The 16,003-nt window shown below is 71.1% G+C and carries 13 protein-coding genes; 8 read left to right on the forward strand and 5 right to left on the reverse strand.

The features are described 5' to 3' along the window. Positions 1–51: 51 nt before the first annotated feature. From ABZ453_RS17990 to ABZ453_RS18000, 3 genes are all read right to left on the reverse strand, one after another. Positions 52–2,001: an ABC transporter ATP-binding protein gene (locus tag ABZ453_RS17990; protein ID WP_359015975.1), complete on the reverse strand. Its 1,950-nt coding sequence runs from the start codon at positions 1,999–2,001 to the stop codon at positions 52–54. Between the two features lie 108 nt (positions 2,002–2,109). Then, positions 2,110–2,244, reverse strand: coding sequence for a hypothetical protein (locus tag ABZ453_RS17995; protein ID WP_359015920.1), 135 nt, complete (start codon positions 2,242–2,244; stop codon positions 2,110–2,112). A 178-nt stretch (positions 2,245–2,422) separates the two neighbouring features. Continuing rightward, a complete protein-coding gene (locus ABZ453_RS18000) occupies positions 2,423–5,353 on the reverse strand; it encodes an FAD-binding and (Fe-S)-binding domain-containing protein (protein ID WP_359015921.1) in 2,931 nt (976 codons plus the stop codon). 226 nt (positions 5,354–5,579) lie between these two features. On the opposite strand from ABZ453_RS18000, the gene ABZ453_RS18005 reads away from it, so the two are divergent. From ABZ453_RS18005 to ABZ453_RS18035, 7 genes are all read left to right on the forward strand, one after another. Next, complete coding sequence (locus ABZ453_RS18005; RefSeq protein WP_359015922.1) at positions 5,580–7,292, forward strand: ATP-binding protein; 1,713 nt, start codon at positions 5,580–5,582, stop codon at positions 7,290–7,292. Next, positions 7,289–7,696: a roadblock/LC7 domain-containing protein gene (locus tag ABZ453_RS18010; RefSeq protein WP_356763129.1), complete on the forward strand. Its 408-nt coding sequence runs from the start codon at positions 7,289–7,291 to the stop codon at positions 7,694–7,696. Before ABZ453_RS18005 ends, ABZ453_RS18010 begins: the two co-directional genes overlap by 4 nt. After that, the gene (locus ABZ453_RS18015; RefSeq protein ID WP_359015923.1) at positions 7,693–8,040 is read left to right on the forward strand and encodes a DUF742 domain-containing protein; all 348 of its coding nucleotides are present in this window, start codon (positions 7,693–7,695) and stop codon (positions 8,038–8,040) included. The genes ABZ453_RS18010 and ABZ453_RS18015 overlap by 4 nt, the downstream gene beginning before the upstream one ends. A 103-nt stretch (positions 8,041–8,143) precedes the next feature. Continuing rightward, positions 8,144–9,295, forward strand: coding sequence for a cytochrome P450 (locus tag ABZ453_RS18020; RefSeq protein WP_359015976.1), 1,152 nt, complete (start codon positions 8,144–8,146; stop codon positions 9,293–9,295). A 94-nt stretch (positions 9,296–9,389) separates the two neighbouring features. Next, complete coding sequence (locus ABZ453_RS18025; RefSeq protein ID WP_359015924.1) at positions 9,390–10,706, forward strand: cytochrome P450; 1,317 nt, start codon at positions 9,390–9,392, stop codon at positions 10,704–10,706. Positions 10,707–10,811: 105 nt separating this feature from the next. Continuing rightward, on the forward strand, positions 10,812–11,930 hold the full coding sequence (serC, locus tag ABZ453_RS18030; RefSeq protein WP_359015925.1) for a phosphoserine transaminase: 1,119 nt from the start codon (positions 10,812–10,814) through the stop codon (positions 11,928–11,930). A gap of 112 nt (positions 11,931–12,042) precedes the next feature. Next, entirely contained in the window at positions 12,043–12,525 is a 483-nt protein-coding gene (locus ABZ453_RS18035) for a hypothetical protein (protein ID WP_359015926.1), read from the forward strand. Positions 12,526–12,577: 52 nt separating this feature from the next. Here the strand turns inward: ABZ453_RS18035 and ABZ453_RS18040 are convergent, their stop codons facing one another. Together ABZ453_RS18040 and ABZ453_RS18045 are read right to left on the reverse strand one after the other, a co-directional pair. Further along, the gene (locus ABZ453_RS18040; RefSeq protein ID WP_359015927.1) at positions 12,578–14,083 is read right to left on the reverse strand and encodes a cellulase family glycosylhydrolase; all 1,506 of its coding nucleotides are present in this window, start codon (positions 14,081–14,083) and stop codon (positions 12,578–12,580) included. 142 nt (positions 14,084–14,225) lie between these two features. Further along, positions 14,226–15,200: a WD40 repeat domain-containing protein gene (locus ABZ453_RS18045; RefSeq protein ID WP_359015928.1), complete on the reverse strand. Its 975-nt coding sequence runs from the start codon at positions 15,198–15,200 to the stop codon at positions 14,226–14,228. Between the two features lie 118 nt (positions 15,201–15,318). On the opposite strand from ABZ453_RS18045, the gene ABZ453_RS18050 reads away from it, so the two are divergent. Beyond that, the gene (locus ABZ453_RS18050; RefSeq protein WP_359015929.1) at positions 15,319–15,993 is read left to right on the forward strand and encodes a GDSL-type esterase/lipase family protein; all 675 of its coding nucleotides are present in this window, start codon (positions 15,319–15,321) and stop codon (positions 15,991–15,993) included. Positions 15,994–16,003 lie beyond the last annotated feature (10 nt).

The raw sequence follows: 16,003 nt of genomic DNA on the forward strand, positions 1-16,003 counted from the left end.
AGACTCGGTCAGGCGTGTGAACCCGTTTTGCAACTGTCCCGCATGGTGGACTCAGAACCACTGGGTGTGCTGGGGGTACTGGGCGTACTGGGCGTCATCGGCGTACTGGTCCTGGTACGGCGGCGCCTGCCACACCGGCTGCGGCGCGTACGGGGTGTACTGGGCATACGCGGGCTGCTCGGCGTAGCCGTGGTCCAGCGGCAGCCGCAGCTCACCCGTGTCCATCACGGCGTTGTTCTGCGAGCGGTGCAGACGCGCGTACGCGCCGCCGCGCGCCAGCAGTTCCTCGTGCCGGCCCGTCTCCACGATCCGGCCGCGGTCGACGACCAGGATGCGGTCGGCGTCGGGGGCGAGGTTGAGATCGTGGGTGATCATGATCGTCGTACGGCCGGTCATCAGGCGGCGCAACGGCTTGACCACCCGGCGGGCGGCCATCGCGTCGAGGCCGGTCGTCGGCTCGTCCAGGACCAGGACCGGCGCGTCGCGCAGGATCGCGCGGGCGATGGCGAGGCGCTGGAGCTGCCCGCCGGACAGGCGGGCGGAGTTGGGGTCGACCCGGGTGTCGTAGCCCTCGGGCAGCCGGACGATGAAGTCGTGCGCGTCCGCCGCCCGCGCCGCCTCCTCGACGGCCTGGTGGCTGGCGCCGGGGCGGCCGCAGGCGATGTTGGCGCGGACGGTGTCGTGCAGCACGAGCGTCTCCTGCGGGAGCAGGGTGACGTACTCGCGCAGGCGGGCGAGCGGGAAGTCCCGCAGGGGAACGCTGTCGAGGAGGAGGTCGCCCGCGTCGGGGTCGTAGAAGCGCAGGAGGAGCTTGGAGACGGTGGACTTGCCGGCGCCGCTCGGACCGGTGACGATCACGAGTTCGCCGGGACGAACCGTGAAGGAGAGGTCCGTGAGGGCCGCGGTGTCGGCGCCCGGGTAGCTGAAGGAGACGCCCCGGACCTCGACCGTGCCGTCCGGACGGCCGGGCTCGGCGCCCCGGCGGGGGTCGGTGACCGAGGGCTCGACGTCAAGGACCTCGATGAGCCGCTCGGCGCCCGCGGTCGCCGCGGTCACGGTGAGGCCCAGCTGGGCGAGGCCGCGGACCGGCGGGTAGAGGTAGCCGAGGAAGGCGGCGAAGGCGAGGAGCTGGCCGAGGGTCATCCGGCCGGTGGAGATCTCCCAGGCGCCGATGCCGATCACCGCGAGCACGCACACCGTCTCGATGACGGCCACCAGCTGTTCGTACGCCTCGTTCAGGCGGGTGGAGCGGACCGAGGCGCGGAACCAGGCGCCCGCCTCCTCGCGCAGCCGCCGGCGTTCGGCGTCCCGGCGGTCGTAGGCCTGGGTGAGCACGATGTTGGACAGGGACTCCTCCACGACGGAGGTGATCGCGCCGTCGGCGACCCGGCCCGCGCGGGAGACGTCCTTGATGGAACCGGAGAAACGGCGGGCCGCCAGCCAGAAGAGCGGGGCCAGCACGAAGGTCGCGGCGGCCAGGTCCCAGCGCAGCCAGAACGCGGCGACCGCGTAGAAGAGGGCGGAGAAGAGGGCGGAGGCGGCGCCGACCAGCCCCGACACGACCATCGTCTCGATCGCCTCGACATCGCTCGTCAGCCGGGACAACAAGTCGCCCTGCCGGTGTCGTTGGAAGAAGTGCGGGGGCAACTGCTGTACGTGGTCGAAGACATGCTCGCGCAGTCTCATCACGAAGCGTTCGGTGACCCAGGCGGCGAGGGAGTTGCCGGCGTACGCGACGACCGCGCCCAGCACCGCCACGCCGAGCCACTTCGCCGCGGGCTCCCAGAACGCGGCCAGTGAGCCCTTCTGCAGCGCGTGGTCGGTGAGGTCGCTGAAGACCAGGATCGCCTCGGTCTCGGCGAGCGCGGCGAGCACCGTGCACACCCAGACGAGGACCAGCCAGCGGCGCAGCCCACGGGTCAGCGGCCAGAAACGGCGGAAGGCGATGCGGGCCGGAATGGTGGGAGTGCCGTACTCGTATTCCTCGTCATCCTCATCCATATCCATTTCACGTTCCCTCCGCATTCCGCCGTCTTCCATGGCGAGGAATTCCTGAATTTAGTGAGCAGAGAGGACCGACGGAATCCCGTCGGCCCTCTCAGACCTCACTCAGTTGTCGTCGCCGGGGATCGGCTTGGGAACCGGCGGCTTGGGGTGCTTCTTCCTGGGCTTCGGCGGGGGCGGCGGGGGAAGCTGCTTCGACTTGGGCTTCGGGGGCAGCGGGGCAAGCTTCTTGAGGCTCATTCACGACTCCTGGTGTTTCGCAGTCAAGGGATTCGGGAATTCCGCGTCCGGCTCCCGACACCAATGAACCTACACGCCACGCAACTCAAGGAACGGCAAATTCGGCGAGCTGACGGCAAGCAGGCGCTGTGAATACCTTGGAAATTCCTGAGACCGCCCGCCGAACCTGAGAGTTCTCTTATGAACCTGAGAGCGGGCCAAGCGCCTCCGCCAGCACCTCCGCCAGATGCCGGCCCCGAACTCCGGCGAGCTGCTCCAGCTGGGCGCGGCAGGAGAAGCCGTCCGCGAGGACCACCGCCTCCTCGGGTGCCTGCCGCACCGCGGGCAACAACCGCTCCTCCGCACAGGCCGACGACACCTCGAAGTGCCCCTTCTCGAAGCCGAAGTTGCCGGCGAGACCGCAGCAGCCGCCGGTCAGCTCGCCGGTGAGGCCCGCCGCCGCGCGCAGTCGGCGGTCGGGGCCGTCACCGAGGACCGCGTGCTGGTGGCAGTGCGTCTGGCCGGTGACCGGGCGGTCCAGGCGGGGCGGGGTCCAGGCGGGGGCATACTTCTCCAGCGCCTCCGCGAAGGTCAGCACCGAGGCGGCGAGACGGGCGGCGCGCGGGTCGTCGTGCAGCAGCTCGGGCAGATCGGTGCGCAGGGCCGCGACGCAGCTGGGTTCCAGGACGACGAAGGGCGCCTTGTCCTCGGGCTCCAGCGAGAGAAAGGGGTCGAGCATATCGAGCGTGCGACGCAACACCCCACGGGCGAGGTCGAGTTGGCCGGTGGTGAGGTACGTCAGCCCACAGCAGGGGCGCTCGCGTCGGACCGGCCGGAAGGCGAGGGTGTAGGACGTGGCGCCGTCCTCCTCCACCGTCTCCCTGACGTTTCTCGGCATCCTCGGGATCGGCACCGGCGTCAGCCCGGCCGCCTCCAGGACCCGCACGGCGGCCTTCCCCACGTCCGGCGAGAGGTGCTCGGTGAAGGTGTCGGGCCACAGCAGCACGGGCTTGCCCGAAGACTCCTCCTCGTACTCCAGCCCCACCTCCCGGATCATGCGCCGCACCCGCGCCCTGGCCCGGCGTCCGTACCACCGGGTGAACGTCTCCGACGCGACCCGGGGCAGCTCCCGCTCGGGCGCGATCCCGCCCAGCCGCTTGGCCAGAACGGCGAGCGGCCGTACGGCAGCCAGGGAGTTGACCAGCCACGCCGTCCTCGTCCGCGTCACCCAGCGCAGCCACAACGGCAGCCACCCCATGCTGTAGTGCGCGGCCGGACGGCGTCGGCCCTCGTAGTGGTGGTGGAGGAACTCCGCCTTGTACGTGGCCATGTCGACCTCGACCGGACAGTCGGAGCGGCAGCCCTTGCAGGACAGGCACAGGTCCAGCGCGTCCCGGACCTCCGTGGACCGCCAGCCGTCGGTGACCAGTTCACCGGCGAGCATCTCGTGCAGCAGCCGGGCACGCCCGCGGGTGGAGTGCTCCTCCTCGCCGGTCGCGCGGAAGGACGGGCACATCACGGACGCGCCGGCCGCAGCGGTCGTACGGCACTTGGCGACTCCGACGCAGCGCCGTACCGCCGCCGAGAAGTCGCCTCCGTCCGCCGGGTAGCCGAAGGCCACGTCGACCGGCTCGCCGGGCAGGACGGAGAAGCGGAGGTTGGCGTCCAGCGGTGCGGGACGGACCAGGACGCCGGGATTGAGCAGGTCGTCCGGGTCCCAGACGCCCTTCGCGCGCTCGAAGAGGGCGACCAGTTCGGGGCCGTACATCCTCGGCAGCAGTTCGGCCCGCGCCAGCCCGTCGCCGTGCTCCCCGGACAGCGAACCGCCGTGTGCCACCACCAGGTCGGCCAGTTCCTCCGAGAAGCGCCGGAAGCGGCCGACTCCGGACTCGGTGAGCAGGTCGAAGTCGATGCGGACGTGGATGCAGCCGTCGCCGAAGTGACCGTACGGAGTGCCGCGCAACCCATGGGAGGACAGCAGGACACGGAAGTCCCGCAGATACTCCCCCAGTCGCGCGGGCGGCACCGCGCAGTCCTCCCACCCGGGCCAGGCCTCGCTGCCGTCCGGCAGCCGCGTGGCCGTACCGCTCGCGTCCTCCCGGATCCGCCACAGCGCCCGCTGCTCCGCGAGCCCGGTGACGACCAACGCGTCCACGACGTCGGCGGCCCGCACGATCGCCTCCGCACGCGCACGTGCCTCCGCCTCCGACTCCCCGCCCGTCTCCACGAACAGCCAGGCCCCGCCCCTCGGCAGACCAACCGTCCTCGGCACCAGATCGGCCGCCATCCCCTCCACGGTGAGTGGCCCGTACGGCAACAGACCCGCCGCCGCCTCGGCCGCCGCGCTCTCGTCGCCGTACGCCAGCACGGCGAGCGCACGCGCGCGGGGTGCCTCGACCAGCCGTACGACCGCCTCCGTGAGCACCCCCAGGGTGCCCTCGCTGCCGCAGAACGAGCGGGCGACGTCGGCGCCCTTCTCCGGCAGCAGGGCGTCCAGCGCGTAGCCGGAGATACGACGGGGCAGCTCCGGAAAACCGGTCCGCAACAACGCCAACTCCCCCTCCACCAGCGCCCGCAGCCCCTCCGGAGCACCCGCCCACCCGCCCCCGAGCGTCAGCCGCTCCCCGCGCGCGGTGACCACGTCCAACTCCCGCACACTGTCCGCCGTCGTCCCCCAGGCCACCGAGTGCGAGCCGCAGGAGTTGTTCCCGATCATCCCGCCGAGCGTGCACCGGCTGTGCGTCGACGGATCCGGTCCGAAACGCAGCCCGTACGCGCCGGCGGCCTCCTGCAGACGGTCCAGCACGAGCCCCGGCTGCACGACGGCCGTACGCGCCTCGGGATCGATCGACACCAGCCGGTTCATGTGCCGGGTGAAGTCCAGCACCACACCCGCACCCGTGGCCTGCCCGGCGATCGACGTGCCCCCGCCGCGCGCCACCACCGGCACCCCGTGCTCCCGGCACACCGCCAGCACCGCCGCCACGTCCTCGGCGTCCCGGGGAGCCACCACGCCGAGCGGCACCCGCCGGTAGTTGGACGCGTCCATGGTGACCAGCGCCCGGGACGTGACGTCGAAGCCGACCTCACCCCGGACGGCCGCGCGCAGCCCCGCCTCGAGATCCGTCATGCACCCAGCATGCATCCCACCACTGACAGTGACGACGGCTCCGCCGACCCGAACTTCGGGGGAATCCGTGAACGCCTCCAGAACCTTCCCAATTCGATCACGAACTCCCATATAGTGACCGCCAGTTGAGCATCTGGTGTCGCTACTCGCCCAGGGACACGACCGGAACGACCGGCACGACCAGCACGACCGGAACGACCGAGCACCCCGACCGAGGACCCGATTCATGACCGCCCCCACCGAGCGCCCCACCCTGCGCCGTGTCGCACCCGCCCCGCTGCTCACCGCCCTGCTGGCCGCGCTCGCGGTGGCCGGCGCGGTCGCCCGCGTACGGGAGTCCGAGCGTGTCCCGGTCGCCGTCGGCGCGGGTGCGGGCGCGGTCCTGCTCGTCGTGGCCGTGGCCGTGGCCGCCCACGCGGTCCAGACGGCCCGCCTGACCCGGCGCCGGCTGGAGGCCCTCACCGCGGACACCGGACGCCTGCTGCAGGACCGGATCCGGCAGAGCGCGGAGTTCGACCAGGAGCGGGTACGGCTCACCGAGGAACTCACCCGTGAACGGGCCCGGGTGGCCGCCGACATCGCCCAGGAACGGGCCCGACTGGCCGCTGAGTTCACCCACGACCGCGCTCGCCTGGCCGCCGAGAACGAACGCCTGGCCGAACAGGCGCACCGGGCCGAGCACGACCGGGCCGCCGCCCTCGCGGCCACCGCCAACGCGGCGAGCCGGATGCAGGCCCTGGCCACAAGCACGCTCGCCGATCTCCGCGCCATGGAGGAACGCCACTCCGACGAGGACGTCCTCGCCGACCTGCTCCACCTCGACCACCGCACCGCGCAGGCGGGACGGCTCGCCGACTCCGTCGCGGTCCTGGCGGGCGCCCGCTCCGGCCGCCGCTGGGCCCGCCCGATCGCCATGGAGTCGATCCTGCGCGGCGCGATGGGCCGGATCAGCGGCTACCAACGCGTGCGCGTGCACTCCGCCAGCGAGGCCGCGGTCGCCGGACACGCCGCCGAGGGCGTGATGCACGCGCTCGCCGAACTCCTCGACAACGCGGCCAATTTCTCCCCTCCGACCGCCGAGGTGCACGTCTACGTCGAGGAGGTCCCGGCCGGCGTCATCGTGTCCGTCGAGGACAGCGGCCTGGTCATGAGCGAGGTGCAGCTACGCCGAGCCGAAAAGGCGGTCTCCGGCGACACGGAGGGCCTCGGCGGCCTCTCGGGCACACGCCTGGGCCTCGCGGTGGTGGGCCGCCTGTCCCGCAAGCACGGCCTCAAGATCTCCTACCGCCCCTCCGCCCGCGGCGGCACGGGCGTCCTCCTGCTCGTCCCCCAGGACATCCTCCACGCACCCGCGAACAACCTCACGGAGCCCACCGAGACCAGCCCCCAGCCCCACCCAGGGATGCCGGCGGACGGGAAGCCGTGGCCATCCACCAGCGAACCCCACCAGCCCACCGCCGAACCGGACCCCGCCCCCACCCGCACCCGGGACACCACCTTCCCCGACGGCCTCCCAAGACGCCGCCGAGGCCAGGCACTGGCCAAGGCCGAACGCGACGGCGCACGTGCCACCGCACCGGACCCCGCCGCCCCCGTCCCCCTGGACGACCCGCTGACCCGGGCCGCCCGCTTCAGCAGCTTCCGCCGAGCCGTCCGAGGCTCTCTCTCCGACCTGGGAGGTACCGACGACGAACCCGCGGCCGCAGACGCGCAGGAGCAGGTCGTGGCGGTGCGGCGCAGCCCGCCGCTTACGCGTCCTGGATCCCCCGAACCTGACCAGCAGGCGTCAAATCCGTCGGCGGCGGGCTCGCCGTACCGCCACGACCCCGACCCACGACGCACCCCAGGGGCGCGGGAAACCCCCACGCACCCACATCCGCACCCGCACTCGGCACCACACGACCAGCCCTCGAACGCGAAAGGCTCCCCCACCTCATGACCGGCACGAGCACCGCCGACGAGAAGCTCACCTGGCTCATCGAGGCCCTACTGGAGCGCACCCCCGGCGCGCGGCACGCCCTCGTCCTGTCACGGGACGGCCTGAAGCTGTGCCGCACACCGGAACTGACCGTCGACCAGGCCGACCAGCTCGCGGCGATCGCCGCCGGCATCCAGTCCCTGTCGCACGGCGCCTCCATGGAGTTCGGCGACGGCAGCGGAGGCGTGCGCTCGGCGATGACGGAGTTCTACGGCGGCGTCCTGTTCATCGTGGAGGCGGGCGACGGCGCTCACCTGGCCGTGATCACCGCCGAGGACGCGGACGCGGGCCTGGTCGGCCACAACATGAGCGAACTCGTGGAACAGCTCGGCGAACACCTGTCCGCGCGGCCCCGGACCTCATGAGCCGCCCCGGCAGGGACGACTCACCCGACCGCCTGTACACCCTCACCGGAGGCCGCGCCCACTCCGCTCCGGACAGCCCCTTCGACCTGGTGACGCTCGTCATCGCCGAGTCCGCCCCGACCCCCGGCATGCAGTCGGAGCACGCACGGATCCTGCAGATCACCCAACGCCCCACCCCCCTCGTGGAGTTGGCCGCCAAGATGAAACTCCCGGTGAGCATCACCAAGATCCTGCTGTCCGACCTCCTCGCGGCGGGCCACGTCAGGGCCCGCCACCCGAACAAGGCCGCGGTCATCGACCCCGACGTCCTGGAACAGGTGCTCCTTGGACTCCGCAACCTCTGACCCCCGCACCACCCCCACCCCGACAACCACCCCCACTCCCCCTCCCGCCCCCCTACCCCCCGTCCCCCTCACCGGCTCCGGATTCCAGACCGAACCGGCCGAGCTGTACCGGCAGATGCGACGCGAGCACGGCGCCGTGACCCCGGTCCTGCTCGACGGCGACGTACCGGCATGGCTGGTGCTCGGCTACCGCGAGCTCCACCAGGTCACCGGCGACCCCGTGCTGTTCAGCCGCGACTCCGACCTGTGGAACCAGTGGGACCGCATCCCCGACGACTGGCCCCTGCTCCCGATGATCGGCCGCAGGCAGCCGTCGATCCTCTACACCGTCGGCGAACGCCACCGCGAACGCGCCGCGATGATCAGCAACGCCCTGGAGTCGGCCGACCCCGCCGAACTGCGCGGTTACGCCGAGAGGTTCGCCGACCAGCTGATCGACGCCCTGTGCTCCAAGGGCCGGGCGGACCTCGTCGCGGAGTACGCCATGCTGCTCCCGGTGCGGGTCCTGGCCCGACTCTTCGGCTTCCCGGACGAGCAGGGACCGGGCCTGGTGGCCGCGCTCAACGACATGATCGACGGCCGGGAGCGGGCGATCGCCGGGCAGACCCACCTGGCCACCTCCATGGCCCGGTTGGTGGCCCAGAGACGGGCCGCGCCCGCCGACGACGTCGTGTCACGCATGCTCGCCGACCGCGGCGGATTCACCGACGAGGAGATCATCCAGGACCTCATGGTGATGATGGCGGCGGGCCATCAGCCGACCGCCGACTGGATCGGCAACTCCCTGCGGCTGATGCTGACCGACGACCGGTTCGCGGCCTCCCTCTTCGGCGGCCGCAACAGCGTCGCCGACGCCATGAACGAGGTGCTGTGGGAGGACGCGCCCACACAGAACGTGGCCGGCCGCTGGGCCTCGCGGGACACCCAACTCGGCGGCCGCCGCATCCGGGCCGGTGATCTGCTGCTGCTCGGTCTGCAGGGCGCCAACTGCGACCCGCAGGTCCGCACCAACGGCTCCGAACTCACCGGCGGCAACGGCGCGCACTTCTCCTTCGGACACGGCGAGCACCGCTGCCCGTTCCCGGCGCAGGAGGTCGCCGAGGTCATCGCGCGCACGGCCATCGAGGTCGTACTGGACCGCCTGCCCGACATCGACCTGGCCGTCCCACCCCGGTCCCTCACCCGCCGCCCCTCGCCCTGGCTACGCGGCCTGACGGGCCTGCCGGTCCACTTCACCCCCGTACCCGTGCTGTGACGACTCCCGTACCCGTGCTCTGACGCGCCGCGCACACCCACGCCCCGGCCCATCCGCGCCCCGCTACCCCGCGACCGCCCTGGGAGGCACCCTCATGACGACGACCGGTACCGAAGGCAGCCGTACGCAAGAGACCCGCATCGCGCTGGACCCCTTCGTCGGCAACCTCGAGGCGGAGAGCGCGAGGCTCCGCGCGGCGGGCCCGCTGGCCGCCGTGGAACTCCCCGGCGGCGTCCCGGTCTGGGCGGTCACCCACCACGCCGAGGCCAAGCAGCTGCTCACCGACCCGCGTCTGGTGAAGGACATCAACGTCTGGGGCGCCTGGCAGCGGGGCGAGATCCCCCCGGACTGGCCGCTGATCGGCCTCGCCAACCCCGGCCGCTCCATGCTCACCGTGGACGGCGCCGACCACCGCCGTATGCGCACCCTGGTGGCCCAGGCGCTCACCCCGCGCCGGGTGGAGGAGATGCGCGACCGGATCACCGAGCTGACCGAAAAACTCCTGGACGGCCTCGACGCCGCCCTGCGCGACGACCACCGCGAAGACCACAGCGGCGACCACCGCGAGGACCACCGCGACGGCCGCACGGCTGACGTGGTCGACCTGAAGGCGGCCTTCGCCTACCCCCTGCCCATGTACGTCATCGCCGACCTCATGGGCATCGACGAGACCCGGCTGCCCCGCCTGAAGGAGCTGTTCGAGAAGTTCTTCTCGACCCAGACCCCGCCCGAGGAGGTCATCGCCACCCTCACCGAACTCGCGGGCATCATGGCGGCCACCGTCGCCGCCAAGCGCGCCGAGCCCGGCGACGACCTCACCTCCGCCCTGATCCTGGCCTCCGAGAACGGCGACCACCTCACCGACGAGGAGATCGTCTCCACGCTGCAGCTGATGGTCGCGGCGGGCCACGAGACGACGATCTCCCTCATCGTCAACGCGGTGCTCAACCTGTCACTCCACCCGGACCAGCGATCCCTGGTGCTGTCCGGGGAGGCCGACTGGTCGCAGGTGATCGAGGAGACCCTGCGCCACTCCACCCCCACCTCCCACGTCCTGATCCGCTTCGCGACCGAGGACGTCCGGGTCGGCGACCGGGTGCTGCCGGCGGGCGACGCGCTGATCGTGTCGTACGCCGCCATCGGCCGCGACGAGCAGGCGCACGGCCCGACGGCGGGCGAGTTCGACATCACCCGCGCCTCCGCCAACCGCCACATCTCCTTCGGCCACGGTCCCCACGTCTGCCCGGGCGCCGCCCTCTCCCGTCTCGAGGCCGGCGTGGCCCTCCCGGCCCTGTACGCCCGCTTCCCGGACCTGGACCTGGCGGTCCCGCCCACCGAACTCCGCCACAAGCCCGTGGTGACCCAGAACGACCTCTTCGCCCTCCCGGTCCGCCTGACCTCGAAGAGCTGACCTCGTCGTTCTTGGTGCGTTCCGACAAGTCCACGGGCCGCAGGAGCCGTCTCATCGAACGGACACGTTTCCGTCCGGTTTCGCCGAAGAGATACCCTCCGGCTCGTGGCTGAGATCCAGATTCCCGCTGACATCAAGCCCGCCGACGGTCGATTCGGCGCGGGCCCCTCCAAGGTGCGGACGGACGCGCTGGACGCGCTGGCCGCCACCGGTACCTCCCTCCTCGGCACCTCCCACCGCCAGGCTCCGGTGAAGAACCTGGTCGGCAAGGTGCGCGAGGGGATCTCCCAGCTGTTCTCGCTCCCGGACGGCTACGAGGTCGTCCTCGGCAACGGCGGCTCGACGGCGTTCTGGGACATCGCGACCCACGGACTGATCGAGAACAAGTCCCAGCACCTCACCTTCGGCGAGTTCAGCTCGAAGTTCGCCAAGGCGTCCAAGCTGGCCCCGTGGCTGGCCGAGCCGACCGTGGTCAGCAGCGACCCGGGCACGCACCCGGAGCCGGTCGCCGAGGCGGGCGTCGACGTCTACGCCTTCACGCACAACGAGACCTCCACCGGTGTCGCCATGCCCATCCAGCACGTGGCCGGCGCCGACGAGGGCGCCCTGGTCCTGGTCGACGCCACCTCCGGCGCCGGCGGTCTGCCGGTGGACGTCAGCGAGACGGACGTCTACTACTTCGCCCCGCAGAAGTCCTTCGCCTCCGACGGCGGCCTGTGGATCGGCGTCTTCTCCCCGGCCGCGATCGAGCGCGCCGAGCGGATCCACGCCTCCGGCCGTCACGTCCCGGAGTTCTTCAGCCTGCCGACGGCGATCGACAACTCCCGCAAGAACCAGACGTACAACACCCCGGCGCTCGCGACTCTCTTCCTGCTCAACCAGCAGCTGGAGTGGATCAACGGTCAGGGCGGTCTGGACTGGGCGGTGCGCCGCACGGCCACCTCCGCGCGCACGCTGTACGGCTGGGCCGAGGACGTGAAGTTCGCGACCCCGTTCGTCGCCGACCCGGCCAAGCGCTCCCAGGTCATCGGCACGATCGACTTCGCGGACGAGATCGACGCGGCCGCCGTCGCCAAGGTGCTGCGCGCCAACGGCATCGTCGACACCGAGCCCTACCGCAAGCTGGGCCGCAACCAGCTGCGCGTCGCGATGTTCCCGGCGATCGACCCGGCAGACGTCGAGGCGCTCACGAAGTGCGTCGACTACGTAATCGAAAAGCTGTGATCGAGAAGCAGTGATCGAGAAGCTGTAACTCTCTGGTCAACCCCCTTAGGGGCGCAGCTTGTTGCAGGGCCCTGTCGGTGACAGGGCCCTCGCTGTTGGGTACGGCCGTGGCATGAACAGACCGATACCGGGCACCGTCGAGGTAGCCGTGCGCCACATCCTCAGCGACAAGGTCACGGGCTTCCTCGTCCGCACCCGACACATCACCTGGAAGGACAGCATCTTCCGGGTACGCCGCCCGCAGTCGGGCAAGCAGTCCGTCGAGCTCACCTGCCCCGTCTGCGACGCGTCCCTGCTCGCCGAGGTCCGCACCGAGGCCCGCACCCTCAGGACCCGCACCATCCTGCGCGTCCTGTTCGCGATCTGCGTGATCGTCTTCTTCGCGGCCTTCGCCTACGCCGTCCACGAGGGCGGCAGGACACTGCCTGAAGGCCAGTCGCTGCCGACCCTGTTCCCCGTCAGCGTCGTCGCGATCGCCGTCTCGTTCGTGTCCGCACCCGTCTTCTTCATCCAAGGGCGCGCCTACAACGGCGTCAGCCTCCTCGACGCCCCCAAACCACGCCGCCTCCACGGGCTCAGGCCGGTGCGGAACTGACCGTCGTAATCGCCGTCGAGGGCGCCCGGCGATCGGACCGGGCGCCCCTTGCTCAGGCCGCCGTACAGCTCACACTCGGCACCGCACCCCCACCCGGCGCACCGCCGAACCCGAAGCTCACCGAACCCCCCACCGGCACACCCCCGTTGTGAGCGGCGTTCACCGCAGTCACCGTCGCCCCGCTCTGGGCGTACGACGCGTTCCACATGGACGTGACCTGCTGGGAACCGCTCCAGGTCCAGGTCACTTTCCATGAACCGATCGCCTTGGCACCGGTGTTGGTCACGGTCACCTCGGCGTTGAACCCGCCGCCCCAGTCACTGCTGACGGTGTAGGCGGCCGAGCAGGAAGCCGTACTGCCGCCACCACCGCCGCCACTTCCCCCACCCGTGCCCGGAAACAGCGGCGCCTTGATGCTCGCCAGGTATCCGTCCTTCACGGTGTCGACCGTCTGCCAGTCGTCCTTCAGGATCCCGCCCGTGTCACCGGAGTTGGGGTTCCACGACCAGAAGGTCCACGAGATGCTGTCCGCCCCGTACGTGGACGTCGGCCGCAGGTAACTCACCAGCGCCGCCAGCCACTTCTGGTCCGTCGCCGAGGCGAGCGTCGTGCCGAACTCACCCACCCACACGGGCGCGATGTTCTGCTTGAAGAGGTAACCCCAGTACTTGTCCCAGACGCCCGGCATGTTGGCGGGGAAGGCGGGGTCGCTGAACCAGGGCTGCTGGGCGACGCTGGTGGCGTAGTCGTGGGCGGAGTACACGACCCGGTTCGCGACGTTCAGCCGCACCGGGTACTGGGCCACCCCCATCAGGTTGCCGCCCCACCAGCCGGAGACCCCGTTGTACGTCTGCACGCCCTCGACGAAGACCAGCAGGTCCGGGTTGACGGACAACACGGCGTTCCCGGCCCGCTCCGCGGCCAGCCGCCAGTCGACCGTCGTGTCGCCGCAGCCCCAACAGGCCGGATCGTGCGGCTCGTTGTGCAGGTCGATGCCGATGACGGTGTCCTGGCCCCGGTAACGGGCCGCAAGGGCCTTCAGGTCGGCGATCCACGTCGACTCCGGGACGGACGAGGTGTACCAGAGCGCCGACTGCCCTCCCGAGTCGGGCCGGTGGCGGTCGAGGATCACCTTGAGGCCGTCCTGGCCGGCGTACGCCACGATCCGGTCCATGATCTGGAGTGAGTCGAGTCCCTGCAGGTCGGCGTTCTTCCCGCCGCTGAAGTCGATGCTGTTCGGAACGGTCCCGCTCTTCAGGATCTCGTCGCTGTAGGGCAGCCGGATGGTGTTGTATCCCAGCGACCTCATCTGGTCGATCATGGACTTGTAGTCGCGGGACCACAGGCCGTGGACGACGTGGTTGCCGGTCTCGAAGCCGAACCAGTTGATGCCGGCGATCCGGACGGGCTGCCCGGCGGCGTCGAGGATCTGCCGGCCGCTGGTGTGCCAGTAGCCGGCCCCGGGCGCGTCGGCCGCGTCCGCCGTGTGGACGCCGGCCAGCGGCAGCACCAGCGCCGTGGCGACGGCGCACAGCACTCTTCGCAGCTTGCGGAACATGTGCCTGGTTCCTTTCGGGTGGGCGCGGACCCGGAACCCGTGGGAGCGCTCCCACATCCCGCGCACCACCCAGCAAACCGATAGGTCATGCTCGCGTCAATAGAGAGGGCGGCACGGCCCGCACGCCGGAACCCGGCGCGTCCTAGCGACGCCGGCCCAGCCGCCGGATCCCGAACACGGCCGCCGCCGCGACCACCACCGCGAGCGCGCCGATCTTGACGTTGCCGCCGATGCCCCCGCCGCTCGACCCGGACGCGTCCGAACTCCCGCCCGCAGCCGACGACTTGGAGTCGTCGCCCGGTACGTCCTCGGCCTGCACGGGGCTGTCCTCGCCCTCGCTGCCGTACAGGAGCTTGGTGCCGTCCGGGGAGTAGCTGACGGACTCGCCCTGGCCCTGCAACGGCACGTCCAGCCGCCCCTCGCGCTTGATCTTCCCACCGTTCCAGGCGTAGTAGATCCCGCCGAAGTAGCCGCGCACGGCGAGCTGTCTGCCGTTGGGGGAGATGGCCGCGTCGGTGGCCCAGAGGTCGACGGGGGCGACGGGCCGGAAGATGTTGCTGCCCGAGGAGGAGAGCTTGGCGGGGCCCTCGTAGAGATGGCCGCCGTTCTCGTTCTTGTCGATGATGTACGGGCGGCCGGTCTTCGGGTCGACGACCAGCGACTCGGCGTTGCGCGCCCCGTCCGAGTACTTCACCACGTACTGCGTGGCCTTGATCGTCTGGTCGACGAGCTTCTTCGGCTCGGGCAGCCGGTAGATCCACACGTAAGGCCACTTGCCGCCCAGGTTGTCCCCGATGTCGCCGACGTAGATCTCGTTGTTCGGCCCGATGGAGATGGCCTCGACGTCACGCGGCCGGCCGACACCGCTGAGGGTGATCCGGGCGACCGTCCTGCCGGTCGCGCTGTCGACGGCGTAGATGTACGGCCCGTCACTGCTGTCGTTGTGGGTCCAGTAGATCCCTGGGTGGAGATGGGAGGCGGCGAGCCCGCTGGACTCCTTGATGCGCGGGTCCGTGATCGTGAACCCCTTGTCCCCCTTGCCGTCGGCGGCGGAGGCGGGCATGGCGAAGACGCCCACGAGCAGGACCCCGGCGAGTAGAGCGAACGGTCGGCGCATGTGCCCAAGCCTGCCATCCCGGGGGCCGGTTCACGGGGGACGCCCCCCGTGCCCACCGTGGCGGGCCTCACATCCCGGCCGTCCGCTTGATCCCTCCCTGATCGTCCATCATGAGCGGATGCTTAGGTTCATGCCGGTCGGCGACTCCATGACGATCGGGAGCGCGGGCGAACACACCTGGCGGTACCGCATGTGGCAGCACCTGCGCGAGACGTACGGCGGCCCGTTCGCCGTGGTCGGTCCGCGCGAGACGCTGCACGACAAGGCGACGGACGCGCCGACGTCGTACGAGTACGCGGACCCCGACTTCCCGCGCGCCCACCTGGCCGGCTGGGGTGAGGGCTGGGTGCACATGGCTCCGCTGATCGGCGAGGCGGTCCGCACGCACCGGGCGGATGTGCTGCTGGTCTCGCTCGGCCTGATCGACCTGGGCTTCTACACGAACGCGGAGCAGACGGCGGACAACGTACGGGCCTTCGTGGAGGAGGCGAGGTCGGCCGGGCCCCGTGTCCGCATGGCCGTCCTGCCGGTGATCCCGAACATCCGCGCGACCGCCGACGAGCCGTTCGCGGCCCAGGTGACCCTCTTCAACGAGCTGCTGGCCAAGACCCTCGCGGACCTGGACGAACCCCGCTCCCCCCTCCTGCTGGTCTCGCCCCCGCCCTCGTACGACATCCACCTCGACACCTACGACGGCACCCACCCGAACGCGAGCGGCGAACACAAGATCGCGGCGGCCTTCGCCGACGCCATGCACCAGGCGTGGGACATAGGAGACCCCTACGCGGCGTAGCGTCGACCGG

It is taken from the genome of Streptomyces sp. NPDC005799 (assembly GCF_040630525.1).
Classification (GTDB): Bacteria; Actinomycetota; Actinomycetes; order Streptomycetales; family Streptomycetaceae; genus Streptomyces; species Streptomyces griseorubiginosus_B.

What these genes read in the sequence shown, in the direction of transcription:
- ABZ453_RS18005 (WP_359015922.1), top strand. Translation starts at nt 5,580, where the DNA reads ATGACCGCCCCCACCGAGCGCCCCACCCTGCGCCGTGTCGCACCCGCC.
- ABZ453_RS17990 (WP_359015975.1), bottom strand. Translation starts at nt 2,001, where the DNA reads ATGGATGAGGATGACGAGGAATACGAGTACGGCACTCCCACCATTCCG.
- ABZ453_RS18050 (WP_359015929.1), top strand. Translation starts at nt 15,319, where the DNA reads ATGCTTAGGTTCATGCCGGTCGGCGACTCCATGACGATCGGGAGCGCG.
- ABZ453_RS18040 (WP_359015927.1), bottom strand. Translation starts at nt 14,083, where the DNA reads ATGTTCCGCAAGCTGCGAAGAGTGCTGTGCGCCGTCGCCACGGCGCTG.
- ABZ453_RS17995 (WP_359015920.1), bottom strand. Translation starts at nt 2,244, where the DNA reads ATGAGCCTCAAGAAGCTTGCCCCGCTGCCCCCGAAGCCCAAGTCGAAG.
- ABZ453_RS18000 (WP_359015921.1), bottom strand. Translation starts at nt 5,353, where the DNA reads ATGACGGATCTCGAGGCGGGGCTGCGCGCGGCCGTCCGGGGTGAGGTC.
- ABZ453_RS18045 (WP_359015928.1), bottom strand. Translation starts at nt 15,200, where the DNA reads ATGCGCCGACCGTTCGCTCTACTCGCCGGGGTCCTGCTCGTGGGCGTC.
- ABZ453_RS18035 (WP_359015926.1), top strand. Translation starts at nt 12,043, where the DNA reads ATGAACAGACCGATACCGGGCACCGTCGAGGTAGCCGTGCGCCACATC.
- ABZ453_RS18010 (WP_356763129.1), top strand. Translation starts at nt 7,289, where the DNA reads ATGACCGGCACGAGCACCGCCGACGAGAAGCTCACCTGGCTCATCGAG.
- ABZ453_RS18025 (WP_359015924.1), top strand. Translation starts at nt 9,390, where the DNA reads ATGACGACGACCGGTACCGAAGGCAGCCGTACGCAAGAGACCCGCATC.
- ABZ453_RS18015 (WP_359015923.1), top strand. Translation starts at nt 7,693, where the DNA reads ATGAGCCGCCCCGGCAGGGACGACTCACCCGACCGCCTGTACACCCTC.